This window comes from Streptomyces sp. NPDC056503 (assembly GCF_042794995.1).
In the GTDB taxonomy this organism is placed as follows: Bacteria; Actinomycetota; Actinomycetes; order Streptomycetales; family Streptomycetaceae; genus Streptomyces.
The window spans coordinates 1-12,635 of record NZ_JBHTST010000052.1; the positions used below are offsets into that span (position 1 = coordinate 1).

At 70.7% G+C, this 12,635-nt stretch carries 11 protein-coding genes; 3 read left to right on the top strand and 8 right to left on the bottom strand.

Features of this window, described 5'->3' with window-relative positions:
* Positions 1-41 precede the first annotated feature (41 nt).
* Positions 42-1,619 carry an MDR family MFS transporter gene (locus tag ACFQ8C_RS17685; protein ID WP_383458047.1) on the bottom strand — a complete coding sequence of 526 codons (1,578 nt, stop codon included), beginning with the start codon at positions 1,617-1,619 and terminating at the stop codon, positions 42-44.
* A 105-nt stretch (positions 1,620-1,724) separates the two neighbouring features.
* Between ACFQ8C_RS17685 and ACFQ8C_RS17690 the strand changes: the two genes are divergently transcribed.
* On the top strand, positions 1,725-2,282 hold the full coding sequence (locus ACFQ8C_RS17690) for a TetR/AcrR family transcriptional regulator (protein WP_383458049.1): 558 nt from the start codon (positions 1,725-1,727) through the stop codon (positions 2,280-2,282).
* Between the two features lie 11 nt (positions 2,283-2,293).
* On the opposite strand, the gene ACFQ8C_RS17695 is transcribed toward ACFQ8C_RS17690, so the two are convergent.
* Positions 2,294-2,998: a M23 family metallopeptidase gene (locus ACFQ8C_RS17695; RefSeq protein WP_383458052.1), complete on the bottom strand. Its 705-nt coding sequence runs from the start codon at positions 2,996-2,998 to the stop codon at positions 2,294-2,296.
* Between the two features lie 476 nt (positions 2,999-3,474).
* On the opposite strand from ACFQ8C_RS17695, the gene ACFQ8C_RS17700 reads away from it, so the two are divergent.
* On the top strand, positions 3,475-6,450 hold the full coding sequence (locus tag ACFQ8C_RS17700) for an NACHT domain-containing protein (RefSeq protein ID WP_383458054.1): 2,976 nt from the start codon (positions 3,475-3,477) through the stop codon (positions 6,448-6,450).
* 80 nt (positions 6,451-6,530) lie between these two features.
* Here ACFQ8C_RS17700 and ACFQ8C_RS17705 read toward each other — a convergent pair whose 3' ends face one another.
* Positions 6,531-9,050 carry an ATP-dependent Clp protease ATP-binding subunit gene (locus ACFQ8C_RS17705; protein WP_383458057.1) on the bottom strand — a complete coding sequence of 840 codons (2,520 nt, stop codon included), beginning with the start codon at positions 9,048-9,050 and terminating at the stop codon, positions 6,531-6,533.
* A gap of 473 nt (positions 9,051-9,523) precedes the next feature.
* Here ACFQ8C_RS17705 and ACFQ8C_RS17710 point away from each other — a divergent pair, with 473 nt between their 5' ends.
* Positions 9,524-10,120, top strand: a complete 597-nt coding sequence (locus ACFQ8C_RS17710; protein ID WP_383458060.1) for an SCO3374 family protein — start codon at positions 9,524-9,526, stop codon at positions 10,118-10,120.
* Here the strand turns inward: ACFQ8C_RS17710 and ACFQ8C_RS17715 are convergent.
* The 5 genes from ACFQ8C_RS17715 to ACFQ8C_RS17735 all read right to left on the bottom strand — a co-directional run bounded on the left by ACFQ8C_RS17715 (position 10,099) and on the right by ACFQ8C_RS17735 (position 12,413).
* Positions 10,099-10,434 carry an Lsr2 family protein gene (locus tag ACFQ8C_RS17715; protein ID WP_383458062.1) on the bottom strand — a complete coding sequence of 112 codons (336 nt, stop codon included), beginning with the start codon at positions 10,432-10,434 and terminating at the stop codon, positions 10,099-10,101. The two genes, ACFQ8C_RS17710 and ACFQ8C_RS17715, sit on opposite strands and share 22 nt — an antisense overlap.
* Before the next feature lie 153 nt (positions 10,435-10,587).
* Positions 10,588-11,097 (bottom strand): amino-acid N-acetyltransferase, encoded by a 510-nt coding sequence (locus ACFQ8C_RS17720; protein ID WP_383458065.1) that lies wholly within the window; start codon positions 11,095-11,097, stop codon positions 10,588-10,590.
* A 15-nt stretch (positions 11,098-11,112) separates the two neighbouring features.
* Positions 11,113-11,526, bottom strand: a complete 414-nt coding sequence (locus ACFQ8C_RS17725) for a BlaI/MecI/CopY family transcriptional regulator (protein ID WP_383458068.1) — start codon at positions 11,524-11,526, stop codon at positions 11,113-11,115.
* Between the two features lie 120 nt (positions 11,527-11,646).
* Positions 11,647-11,823 (bottom strand): hypothetical protein, encoded by a 177-nt coding sequence (locus ACFQ8C_RS17730; protein ID WP_383458069.1) that lies wholly within the window; start codon positions 11,821-11,823, stop codon positions 11,647-11,649.
* Between the two features lie 14 nt (positions 11,824-11,837).
* Positions 11,838-12,413: a hypothetical protein gene (locus ACFQ8C_RS17735; protein ID WP_383458135.1), complete on the bottom strand. Its 576-nt coding sequence runs from the start codon at positions 12,411-12,413 to the stop codon at positions 11,838-11,840.
* Positions 12,414-12,635 lie beyond the last annotated feature (222 nt).

Consider the following 12,635-nt stretch of genomic DNA (forward strand, 5'->3'; position numbering starts at 1 on the left):
GGCCCCACGCGCGTGTGCGACCGCCTGGACGGCCTCGTGTCCTAGACCGTCTCGGCGACCTTGGCGGTGCCTTCGTCGGCGGGCTTCTCCGCCGTCGCGGGGCCGGCGCCGCGGAGCGCCACCTCCTTGACGAAGAAGGCGAGGACGAAGCCGATGACCGCGACCGCCGAGCCGAGGAGGAAGGCGGAGTGGGTGCCGGCGGCGACGGCGTGCTGGTAGGCCTCGCGCAGCGCCTCCGGCAGCTTGGCCAGGCTGGCGGCGTCGAGCTGGGCGGTCCGCTCGGTGAGGGCGGAGCCGCCGCGGGCGGACATCTCGTCCTGGACCCGGCTGGTGAAGAGGGCGCCCATGATGGCGACGCCGAAGGAGGAGCCGAGGGTCCGGAAGAGGGTGGTGGAGCTGGAGGCCACGCCCATGTCCTTCATCTCGACGCTGTTCTGCGCGACGAGCATGGTGATCTGCATGAGGAAGCCCATGCCGGCACCGAGCAGGGCCATGTGGACCCCGGAGACCAGACGGGTCGTGCCGGTGTCCATCGTGGAGAGCAGGAACAGGCCGACGATCATCAGGGCGCCGCCCGCGATGGGGAAGACCTTGTACTTGCCGGTGCTGGTGGTGAAGCGGCCGACGACCAGCGAGACGACCATCATCGACAGCAGCATCGGCAGGAGCAGCAGGCCGGAGTTGGTGGCCGAGGCGCCCTGCACGGACTGCTGGAAGATCGGCAGGTAGAGGACCGCGCCGAACATGACGAAGCCGGTGATGAAGCCGATCAGCGACATGAGGGTGAAGTTGCGGCTGCGGAAGATGTGCAGCGGCATGATCGGGTCGCTCGCGCGGGTCTCCACGTACAGGAAGGCCGCGAGGGAGAGCGCGCCGCCGACCGCGAGGCCGACGATGGTGGCCGAGCCCCAGGCGTACTCGGTGCCGCCCCAGGTGGTGACGAGGACGATCGCGGTGATGCCGACGGTCAGCAGCCCGGCGCCGAGGAAGTCGATCCGGGTGCCCGCCGCCCGCCGCTTCTTCGGCAGGTGGAGGACGGCGGTGACCATGGCGAGCGCGACGACGCCCAGCGGCAGGTTGATGTAGAAGGACCAGCGCCAGCCCCAGTGGTCGGTGATGGTGCCGCCGACCAGCGGGCCGCCGATCATGGCGAGCGCCATCACGCCGGCCATCATGCCCTGGTACTTGCCCCGGTCCCGGGGCGGGATCAGGTCGCCGATGATCGCCATGACGCCGACCATGAGACCGCCGGCGCCGAGGCCCTGGACGGTGCGGAAGCCGATGAGCTGGCCCATGTCCTGGGCCATGCCGCTGAGCGCCGAGCCGATCAGGAAGATCACGATCGAGGTGAGGAAGACGCCCTTGCGGCCGTACATGTCGCCGAGCTTGCCCCAGATGGGGGTGGAGGCGGCGGTGGCCAGGGTGTAGGCCGTGACGACCCAGGAGAGGTGCTCCAGACCGCCGAGCTCGCCGACGATCGTCGGCATCGCGGTGCCGATGATCATGTTGTCCAGCATCGCGAGGAGCATCGCGATCATGAGGGCGAGCAGGACGACGCGCACGCTGCGCTGCGGCGACCGCTCCTCCTCCGCCTGTTGCGATGGTGCGGTGTCCGTCATGCCCGTCCCCTTACTTGCCGCCCGGCTAGTTACTACACTGGGGAAGGTAGGCGTGTCACTTGCCGGTCGTCAAGTAAGTTTTGTGGAAAGTGGGAGTGAACAGCCATGGCCCGAGGCAACACCCGCCAGCGCATCCAGGACGTGGCTCTCGCACTCTTCGCCGAGCAGGGCTACGAGAAGACCTCGCTGCGGGAGATCGCCGAACACCTCGACGTCACGAAGGCGGCGCTCTACTACCACTTCAAGACCAAGGAAGACATCATCATCGGGATCTTCCAGGACCTGGCCCGGCCGATCGACGACCTGGTGGCCTGGGCGGCCGAGCAGCCGCGCACCCTGGAGACCAAGCGGGAGATCCTGCGCCGCTACCAGAGGGCCCTGCTCGCCGCGGCCCCGCTGTTCCGCTTCATGCACGAGAACCAGGCGACCGTGCGCGACCTGAGCATCGGCCTGACCTTCAAGGAGCGCTTCATCGCGCTCAACGAGTTCATCCAGGAGCCGGACGACCCGATGAAGGACAAGGTCCGCGCCGTGAGCGCGATCTTCGCGCTGCACGCCGGGACCTTCTTCATGCAGAACGTCGAGGGCGACCCCGAGGAGAAGCAGGAAGCCGTCCTCGAGGTCGCCCTCGACCTGATCGGTCAGGCCCACGCGGGCCGGTAGACCGCCGGGCGTCAGATGGAGACGCCGTGGGTCCGCAGGAACGCGGCCGGGTTGATGGCGGAGCCGTAGTTCGGGGTCGTACGGATCTCGAAGTGCAGGTGCGGGCCGGAGGAGTTGCCGGTGTTGCCCGAGAGGGCGATCTGCTGGCCGGCGGCGACCTTCTGGCCGATGTGGACCTTGATCTTCGACAGGTGGGCGTACTGCGAGTACGTGCCGTTGGCGTGCTTCACCACGATGGCGTTGCCGTACGCGGGGCCGTCGCCGCCGCCGTTCGGGCCGGCCTTCACGACGGTGCCGGCACCGGCCGCCTTGACCACGGTGCCGACCGGCACGGCGAAGTCCTGGCCGGAGTGCTTGTGGGCCCACATGGCGCCGCCCTGGTTGAAGCTGGCGCTGAGGGCGTACGCGGCGACCGGCTTGACCCAGCCCTTGGCCTTCTTCGCGGCGACGGGCTTGGCGGCGGCCTTCTTGGCCGCGGCCTTCACCTGGGCGGCCTTGGCGGCCTTGGCCTGGGTGGCCTTCACCTGGGCGGCGGCCTTGGCCTGGGTCTCGGCCTGCGCCGCGACGGCTGCGGCCGCGGTACCGGCGACCGGGGCGGCCTTGCTCTCGGCGGCGAAGGCGGACCCGGCTCCGGCCACCAGCGTCGCTCCCAGACCAGCGGTGGCGAGGACGACGGCGGTGGTGCGGGCGGCGGGGTTCATGACGCGCTTCGACATACGGGGGAAGACCTCCGGGCAGAACGGGACCCGACGCGATCGGTGCGTTGCGCCGGGCTGGCCGTTCCTTGGTAACCCGCCACCCAGGTCATCCCAAAACACCCCATCTACGACACAAGGTCGTAGCGATCTCCCCAGGAATACGACCCTTGACACCCCGGAGAGCCGCCCCCGAAATCGGACATAACAACCCAAGATTCCGGGTTTAACCGCATGTCGCCCCGGCCCGGAAAGGCCCGAAAGGCGGCGCCGCGCCCGATTCGGCCCTCTCAGGGCCCAGGTCCTGACGGTTGACGTCTAAACGTCCCGTTTCTCCCGCTATCAGCACTACGATCCCGTCTAGTACCCCTCTCCACCCCTGTGCCGCTTGTCACCGCGCGGGCCCCGCCATTGCGACCTGGGTCACGCGACCGGAGCCTCCCGGAGACCGCCCCGCACTACGCTGACGGCATCCGGGGACGTACAGGGGGACAGACATGGAACCGGCACTCATCGGCACCAGACTCGCTTCGGCCGCACTCGGCCCACTGCTGAGGAAACTGCTGGCCGGCGACGGCCCCGGGGCGGGACTCACCGGCACGGACCGCCCCGTCCGGCTCGCCTCCCTCCTCTCCTTCCGCGGCGAGAAGCGCACCCTCACCGAGAAGGACGTCAGGAGACTGGCCGCGACCCTGGTGACCCGCACCTGCGAGGGACCCGGCGAGCGGCCGTTCCCCGCCGACGAGACCGAGGCCGTCACCGACGCGCTCGCCGCGAACCTGCTGGCCCTCGGCGACCTCGACATGGACGACGTCCAGGCCGTCCACCTCGGCCACCAGGCCCTCGCCCGGCGCCTGCGCGCCGCCGCCCCCGACCCCGACGGCCTCTCCGCGGACTCCGTCCACTACCTGGAGACCGCCACCGCATGGGCCTGCCGCCACATCCTGGAGTTCTTCACCCGCCGCCCCTCCTTCGTCGCCCGCACCCTGGTCGAACAGACCCGCGGCCAGGCCGCCCTCGCCGCGAGGCTCGACTCCGTGGCGGCGGCCAACCCCGGCCCCCTCGCCGAGGACGCCGCCTTCGAGCGGCGCTACCTCGCGCACCTGGCGAAGAAGCACGGCCACCTGACGATCTACGGCATCGACCTGCGCGACACGGAGGAGGAGTGGCCGCTCGACGTGGCCTATCTGTCCCTGGAGGCGGCGGGAGGGGCCCCCGGCACCCACCCCGACCACCAGGAGTACGTCTCCCTCCGCGCCGACCTCGCCCTCGCCGCCCACGACCGGGTGCTGCTCCGGGGCCAGGCGGGCTCCGGCAAGACGACCCTCGCCCAGTGGCTGACGGTCTCGGCGTGCGCGGCGGACCCCTCGGACGCGATGGCCTACCTGTACGGCCGCGTCCCCTTCGTCCTCCCCCTGCGCACCCTCACCCGCCACGGCGAACGGCTCCCCGACGCCGCGCGCTTCCTCTCCTCCGCCGAATGCCCCCTGACCCCGCCCGACGGCTGGGCCGACCGGGTCCTCGCCGCCGGCCGGGGCCTCGTCCTCGTCGACGGCATCGACGAGATCCCCGAGACCGAGCGCGGCCGCGCCCGCGACTGGCTGCGCGGCCTGCTCGCCGCGTACGGGGCCGGCAACCGCTGGCTCGTGACCTCCCGCCCCACCGCCGTACGCGACGACTGGCTGGCCCGCGACGGCTTCACCGAGCTGACCCTCTCCCCCATGGCCCCCACCGAGGTCGCCACCTTCGTGCGCCGCTGGCACCGCGCGGCGGGGCCGTCGGCCGCGCCCTACGAGCAGCAGCTCCTCGACTCCCTCCGTACGACGGAACACGTGGCCCGGCTCGCCACCAACCCCCTCATGTGCGGCCTGATCTGCGCCCTCCACCGCGACCGCCGCGGCTACCTCCCCCGGGGCCGCAAGCCCCTCTACGACGCGGCCCTCTCCATGCTCCTCGCGCGCCGCGACCGCGAACGCGGCATGGGCGCCCCCTACGGCGTCGTGCTCGACGAGGCCCCCCAGATCCAGCTGATCCAGCGCCTGGCGTACTGGCTGACGCTCAACGACCGCTTCCAGATGGACCGGGCCCACGCCGAGTCCCTGGTCGCCGAGGCCCTCCCGGCGATGGGCTTCGGCGACGCCCCGCCCGACCGGGTCTTCACCCACCTCCTCCACCGCAGCGGCCTCCTCCACGAGCCCACCGCCGACACCGTCGACTTCGTCCACCGCACCTTCCAGGACTACCTGGCGGCCAAGGCCCTGGTCGACCACTGGGACATCGGCGTCCTCGTCCGCCACGCGACGGACGACCGCTGGGAGGACGTCATCCGCATGGCCGTCGGCCACGCCCGCCCCCGCGAGGCCTCCGAGATCCTGCGCGAGCTGCTGAAGGCGGCGGACGAGGCGGAGGACCGCCGCACACAGCTGCGCCTGACCCTGCTGGCGGCGACGGCCCTCGGGCACGCGACGGAGGTGCCCCAGGAGGTACGCGCGGAGATCACGCGCCGCACCTCGGAGGTGATCCCACCGCACACCCCCGGCGAGGCGCGGGAGCTGGCGAGGGTGGGGCAGATGGTCCTCGACCTGCTGCCGGGCGCGGAGGGGCTCGCGGTGATCGACGCCTACCTGGTCACCATCACGGCGACCCACATCCTCTCCGACGCGGCCATCCCCTTCCTGGCCGGTTTCGCCGGCCACTCCTCGCTCCACGTGAGGGGGCAGCTCATGTGGGCCTGGCAGCGCTTCGAGGCCCGCCAGTACGCGGACGACGTCATCGCGCGTCTCGACCCCACCGAACTGCGCTACCAGGTCCACGACGACGAGCGGGCGGCGGAACTGCTCCGGCTCGGCCTCAGGCCGGAGCTCCTGGAGATCGACGGCTCGGTCTCGGCCGCCCACACGGCCGAACTGCTGGCACGGTGCGATCCACGCGACCTGGCGCTGCTCGGAGACGGAACAGGGCTCGACCTCGCGCCGCTCGGCGCGCTCGGCAGGCTGGAGCGCCTCGCCCTCCCGGACAACGCGGTATGGCGGGTCACCGATCTCCCGGCCGACGTGCCGCTGCAGAGGCTGTCCTTCCGCACCTTGCCCCTGGACGGACTCTCGGGGCTCGCTCGCCACCCCGGCCTGCGCAGCCTGCCGGCCCTGACCGCCCTGACCCCCGCCCTCTGGCGTGACCTGGCGGCCCTCCCGCAGCTCACGCAGCTGTCCCTCGCCCTCCAGGACATCGAGGACTGCCCCGAGGACATCGTGCTGCCCCAGGTGACCCTCCTGGGGTGTGCGACGGGGCTCCACCCCGCGCCCTCGCTGGAAGCGGTCGTCCGGGTGTTCCCCCGCCTCCGGCGCCTCTACCTCGGCGCCGGGACGTTCGACGTCACCCGCGCCGGCGAGCTGGTCGACCTGCGGAGGATCATGGCCCCGCGGACCCGGCTGACCGGCACCGAACACCTCCCGTCCCACGTCCGCGTCGGCTGACCGGACGCGAAAGGGGCGGCCCCGGAACCGTGCTGGTTCCGGGGCCGCCCCTTCGTACCGCTACACGCTCGGCGCGTGCGTCACGCGTCCTTCGACAGGTTCGGGCCCGTGTCGCCCGCCGTGACCGGCGGGGCGTCGGGGAGGGCCGACTTCTCCTCGCCGCGGAAGGTGAACTTCTGCTCGTCGCCCTCGCCCTCGGTGTCCACGACCACGATGTGACCGGGGCGCAGCTCGCCGAAGAGGATCTTCTCGGAGAGCGAGTCCTCGACCTCGCGCTGGATCGTCCGGCGCAGCGGCCGGGCGCCCATGACCGGGTCGTAGCCCTTCCTGGCGAGGAGCTCCTTCGCGGACTGGGAGAGCTCGATGCCCATGTCCCGGTCCTTGAGGCGCTCGTCCACGCGGCCGATCATGAGGTCGACGATCTGGAGGATGTCGTCCTGGGTCAGCTGCGGGAAGACGATGACGTCGTCCACACGGTTGAGGAACTCGGGGCGGAAGTGCTGCTTCAGCTCCTCGCTGACCTTCGCCTTCATCCGCTCGTAGTTGGACTTCGTGTCGCCCTGGGCGGCGAAGCCCAGGTTGAAGCCCTTCGAGATGTCCCTGGTCCCGAGGTTGGTCGTCATGATGATGACCGTGTTCTTGAAGTCCACGACCCGGCCCTGGGAGTCGGTCAGGCGACCGTCCTCCAGGATCTGGAGCAGGGAATTGAAGATATCGGGGTGGGCCTTCTCGACCTCGTCGAAGAGGACGACGGAGAACGGCTTGCGGCGCACCTTCTCGGTGAGCTGGCCGCCCTCTTCGTAGCCGACGTATCCGGGCGGCGAACCGAAGAGGCGCGAAACCGTGTGCTTCTCGCTGAACTCCGACATGTCGAGGGAGATCATCGCGTCCTCGTCGCCGAAGAGGAATTCGGCGAGGGCCTTCGAAAGCTCGGTCTTACCGACACCGGACGGACCGGCGAAGATGAACGAGCCACCGGGACGCTTCGGGTCCTTCAGGCCGGCGCGCGTGCGGCGGATGGCACGCGAGAGGCCGATGACGGCGTCCTTCTGGCCGATGACGCGCTTGTGGAGCTCGTCCTCCATGCGGAGCAGACGCGAGGACTCCTCCTCGGTCAGCTTGAAGACCGGGATGCCGGTGGCGGTCGCGAGGACCTCGGCGATCAGCTCGCCGTCGACCTCGGCGACGACGTCCATGTCGCCGGCCTTCCACTCCTTCTCCCGCTTGGTCTTGGCGGCGAGGAGCTGCTTCTCCTTGTCGCGCAGGGACGCGGCCTTCTCGAAGTCCTGCGAGTCGATCGCGGACTCCTTGTCGCGGCGGACGCCGGCGATCTTCTCGTCGAACTCGCGGAGGTCCGGCGGCGCGGTCATCCGGCGGATGCGCATCCGGGAGCCGGCCTCGTCGATCAGGTCGATCGCCTTGTCCGGGAGGAAGCGGTCCGAGATGTACCGGTCGGCCAGGGTCGCGGCCTGGACGAGGGCCTCGTCGGTGATGGAGACGCGGTGGTGCGCCTCGTACCGGTCGCGCAGACCCTTGAGGATCTCGATGGTGTGCGGCAGCGACGGCTCGGCGACCTGGATGGGCTGGAAGCGGCGCTCGAGCGCGGCGTCCTTCTCCAGGTACTTGCGGTACTCGTCGAGGGTGGTGGCACCGATGGTCTGGAGCTCGCCGCGGGCCAGCATCGGCTTGAGGATGCTGGCGGCGTCGATCGCGCCCTCGGCGGCGCCCGCACCCACGAGGGTGTGGAGCTCGTCGATGAACAGGATGATGTCGCCGCGGGTGCGGATCTCCTTGAGGACCTTCTTCAGGCGCTCCTCGAAGTCACCGCGGTAGCGGGAGCCGGCGACCAGCGCGCCGAGGTCCAGGGTGTAGAGGTGCTTGTCCTTGAGGGTCTCGGGCACCTCGCCCTTGACGATGGCCTGCGCCAGGCCCTCGACGACGGCGGTCTTGCCGACGCCGGGCTCGCCGATGAGGACCGGGTTGTTCTTGGTGCGGCGGGACAGCACCTGCATGACCCGCTCGATCTCCTTCTCGCGCCCGATGACCGGGTCGAGCTTGGACTCGCGAGCGGCCTGCGTGAGGTTGCGACCGAACTGGTCGAGGACCAGGGACGTCGAGGGCGTGCCCTCGGCAGGGCCGCCGGCGGTGGCGGCTTCCTTGCCCTGGTATCCGGAGAGCAGCTGGATGACCTGCTGCCGGACCCGGTTGAGATCGGCGCCCAGCTTCACGAGGACCTGGGCGGCGACGCCCTCGCCCTCGCGGATCAGGCCGAGCAGGATGTGCTCGGTGCCGATGTAGTTGTGGCCGAGCTGGAGGGCCTCGCGGAGCGAGAGCTCCAGGACCTTCTTGGCGCGAGGGGTGAAGGGGATGTGGCCGGACGGGGCCTGCTGGCCCTGGCCGATGATCTCCTCCACCTGCTGGCGGACCGCCTCGAGCGAAATCCCGAGGCTCTCCAGGGCCTTAGCGGCGACACCCTCACCCTCGTGGATAAGGCCCAGAAGGATGTGCTCGGTGCCGATGTAGTTGTGGTTGAGCATCCGGGCTTCTTCCTGAGCCAGGACGACAACCCGCCGCGCGCGGTCGGTGAACCTCTCGAACATCGTTAATCGCTCCTCAGAGCGGTCAGTCAGTTAGGGGTCGATCCCCTCCCTGTCCTTCCGCAGCTTAGTCCCGCAAGCGGGGACCGCTCATTCCAACTGCCGACATCCGTCCGGATCACCCCCTTGTCCGTGGGGTGGCCCGCTGCCGAACAGCCGACAAATGCTCCAACTCGATGGTGCGAGACGATGTTCCCGCAGGCCAAGTAGTTACCCCCGCCTTGAGTACGCCGATGGCGAACGTGAGACGGACCGGCCGTACGAGTCACCCCTCTCCACTAGGAATGTCTTACCCGTAGGGTCCGACACTCCATGCGGCGCACCCGGGGCCCCTCCGCTACCAGCGAACAGAGTTGCGCCGTCGAATGCGCTCGTACGCCCCATTACCGGACACCTTGGGTCCCCGGACCGGAACGTTACGTCACGGGCGGGGCACCGGGCCGTAACCTCCCCGGCCCCCCGGGAGTTCCCCGGACATGGCCCTCACCGTCCCGTTTCCCCGCTCGCCGCTCGACGGCGACCGGGCGCTCGCGCTCTGGTACGAGCGGGAGCTCGGGTGGACGACGGTGCCCGGTCCGCCGGTGCAGCTGGTGACGGGGCTCCGCTTCGACGTCCTCGAACTTCCCGCCGCGGCCGGCCGTGGGGTGCTGCGCCGGGTCGGCGCGGCGACGGGTCCGGTGGCCCTGATGGGGCGCCGGATGCGACTGCTGGTGGCCGCGGGGAGTGCGGAGGAGCTGCCCGGCCTGCTGGAGTGGCTGGAGTGGGGCGGCATCTCACTGGACCTCGTGGCGCTGGGCGCCGACGGCCGGATGACCGCTCCCCCGCCTCCGGGGCGGGGCGGATCCGGCGCGCCGGGCGCCGCCGTGTGGCTGCGGGCCCCCGAGCCGGGGCGCGAGGTGGAGTCCTCGCTGCCGGCTCCGCGGTCCGGGCCCTGGGGCCGTGCGGAGGCCCCGTGCCTGACGCGCCTGGTGGCCGCGGCCGCCGTGGAGTGCCACCGGCTGCGGCTGCTGAGCGCCCGGGCCGGCGGGCCGGCGGCTCAGTGGGGGACGCCTCAGCGGTTCGCGTCCTCGTAGGCCGCCTTGACGTGGGCGGGGACGCGGCCCCGGTCGTTGACCTCCATGCCGTTCTCCTTGGCCCAGGCGCGGATCTTCGCCGTGTCCTGGCTGCCGGAGGTGGCCACACGGCCCTTGCCGCGGCCCGCGGTGGTGCGGCCACCGGTGCGGCGCCCGCTCGTGGTGTACGGCTCGAGCAGGCCACGGAGCTTTTCCGCGTTGGCGGTGGTGAGGTCGATCTCGTAGGTCTTGCCGTCCAGCGCGAACGTCACGGTCTCGTCCGCCTCGACGCCGTCGAGGTCGTCGACAAGAAGGACCTGAACCTTCTGTGCCACCGGATTTCCTTTCATCGAAAATGCAGTACGCGGAAAGGAAACCGCTTTTCCCGGAAAAACACAAACCCCTGGGAGAGGTTCAGATCCCCGGCAACGCGGGAAACGTGCGCGATTCGGACATAGGGTTCCGCCGGGGTTCGCCGGGGGATACGGTCACAGGTGCAGAAGCATCCGGCTGTTGCCCAAGGTGTTCGGCTTCACTCGTTCGAGACCGAGGAACTCGGCGACACCCTCGTCATAGGAACGGAGGAGCTCCGCGTAGACATCTCCGTCGACCGGCGTCTCGCCGATCTCGACGAAGCCGTGCTTCGCGAAGAACTCGACTTCGAAGGTGAGACAGAAAACCCGGCGCACACCGAGCCAGCGCGCGGTCTGCAACAACTTGGTGAGCAGCTGATGCCCCACGCCGGCGCCCTTGAACTCGGGATCGACGGCGAGCGTGCGGACTTCCGCGAGGTCTTCCCACATGACGTGCAGGGCGCCGACTCCGACGACCTCGCCGTCCTCGTCGCGTTCCGCGACCCAGAACTCCTGGATGGCCTCGTAAAACGTCACCGTCGCCTTGTCGAGGAGGATGCCGCGGCGCGCGTAGGGGTCGACCAGGCGTCGTACGGCGGCGACGTCGGAGGTGCGGGCACGGCGTACGGTGACGGCTTTCGACATGGGGGGACGGTACCGCTAGGAGGCCGCCGGTTCCCCTCCGCCCTCCTCGGGCGCGGCGGGGAGCGGGCTGTCGCGCTGGACGATCCGGATGGCGTCGTTCAGGGACTCGCGCTGTTCCGGGGACATCATCCCGAAGAAGGCGACCAGGGCGGCCGCGGGGTTGTCGCTCTGCGCCCAGGCGTCGTTCATCAGTGCGGCCGAGTAGGCGGCGCGGGTGGAGACCGCCGTATATCGATAGGCGCGGCCTTCGACTTCCCGGCGCACCCAGCCCTTCTGATGGAGATTGTCCAAGACGGTCATGACGGTGGTGTAGGCGATGGAGCGTTCCTGCTGGAGGTCTTCCAGGACTTCCCGGACGGTCACCGGGCGGTTCCATTGCCAGATGCGCGTCATGACGGCGTCTTCGAGTTCTCCCAGGGGGCGCGGCACAGGCTCACCCTAGTGGGAGGTAACGGTAATAGCGGTTATTGATGGTGGAAGCGCGGCCGTAGCACGACAAAAGGGGCGACGACCGTTGACGGTCGCGCGCCCCTCGGGGTCTCGCGGGTACTAGGCGTCGGGGCCTTCCGGCTGGCGGGCGGCCTCCGCGCGGGCCAGGGCCGCGTCGACCGCCGCGTCCTCCTTGGCCTTGTTCGGGCCACCCTGGGACTTGACGATCACCACGATGAGGGCGATGAAGAACGCGGCCATCACGACGGGGGGCAGGAGCGCGGAAACGTAGTCCATGCCGACCAGGGTAGCTAGCCCGCGACCCTCTCCTCGGGCGGGGGCGGGGGTACCGGGCGTCGGCGTGGCGGGAAGACCTCCGAGGGCTTGGGCACCGGACGCTCGGACGGGTCCGGCGCCGACGGCTTGGGCCGGGGCTCCTGCGCCGCGCGGCCGCCGGGCAGGGCGAGCAGCCGGCCCCGGGAGGCGGTGGCGGAGGCGCTCGCGGTGGCCTGGGAGACCCGGGCGAGGCGGGCCCGCACGGAGCGCTCGGCGAGGAGCCGGCAGCGGTCGAGCAGTCGGGCGGCGGCCGGGTTGCCGCGCAGGGCGCGCAGCGCGGCGAGGTCGTCGGCCCCGGGGTCGTACCCGCCGGCCAGGGCCTCCTCCAGGAGCCCCAGATAGCCGGCGAGCGAGCCGGGCAGGCTCTCGCGGTAGCGGACCAGGTCGGCGAGGAGGAAGGCACGCAGCCGGTCCGCCTCGCGCGCGGCCTCGTCCACGGAGTCGGACAGACGGAGGGCGTCGCGGACGTCCTGGTCCGGGAGGGGGGCGGGGTGGAGGGCGTTGGCGAGGGCGCGTCGGAGCACACGCAGCTCGTCCGCGCTGAACGCCATGCCGCCGCGGGATCCGTATGGCGTGGGCATGGGCCGACGATACGCGCTAATCGGACAAATTTCGCTTAGCGATCATCCGGCGCGTCGGCGTCGGACCCCTTCCACCTGCGGATTCCCTCCCCCGCGCGCGTGGACCCCGTCGCGGTTGCGACGACCCGCGCGGCCGGGGCCCGGCCGCACCGCCCAGACCGCGTACTCCGCGTACTCCGCGTACTCCGCGTC

Excerpts from the sequence above, each read along its gene's own strand:
- ACFQ8C_RS17685 (WP_383458047.1), bottom strand. The coding sequence starts at position 1,619 with ATGACGGACACCGCACCATCGCAACAGGCGGAGGAGGAGCGGTCGCCG.
- ACFQ8C_RS17690 (WP_383458049.1), top strand. The coding sequence starts at position 1,725 with ATGGCCCGAGGCAACACCCGCCAGCGCATCCAGGACGTGGCTCTCGCA.
- ACFQ8C_RS17695 (WP_383458052.1), bottom strand. The coding sequence starts at position 2,998 with ATGTCGAAGCGCGTCATGAACCCCGCCGCCCGCACCACCGCCGTCGTC.
- ACFQ8C_RS17700 (WP_383458054.1), top strand. The coding sequence starts at position 3,475 with ATGGAACCGGCACTCATCGGCACCAGACTCGCTTCGGCCGCACTCGGC.
- ACFQ8C_RS17705 (WP_383458057.1), bottom strand. The coding sequence starts at position 9,050 with ATGTTCGAGAGGTTCACCGACCGCGCGCGGCGGGTTGTCGTCCTGGCT.
- ACFQ8C_RS17710 (WP_383458060.1), top strand. The coding sequence starts at position 9,524 with ATGGCCCTCACCGTCCCGTTTCCCCGCTCGCCGCTCGACGGCGACCGG.
- ACFQ8C_RS17720 (WP_383458065.1), bottom strand. The coding sequence starts at position 11,097 with ATGTCGAAAGCCGTCACCGTACGCCGTGCCCGCACCTCCGACGTCGCC.
- ACFQ8C_RS17730 (WP_383458069.1), bottom strand. The coding sequence starts at position 11,823 with ATGGACTACGTTTCCGCGCTCCTGCCCCCCGTCGTGATGGCCGCGTTC.
- ACFQ8C_RS17735 (WP_383458135.1), bottom strand. The coding sequence starts at position 12,413 with ATGGCGTTCAGCGCGGACGAGCTGCGTGTGCTCCGACGCGCCCTCGCC.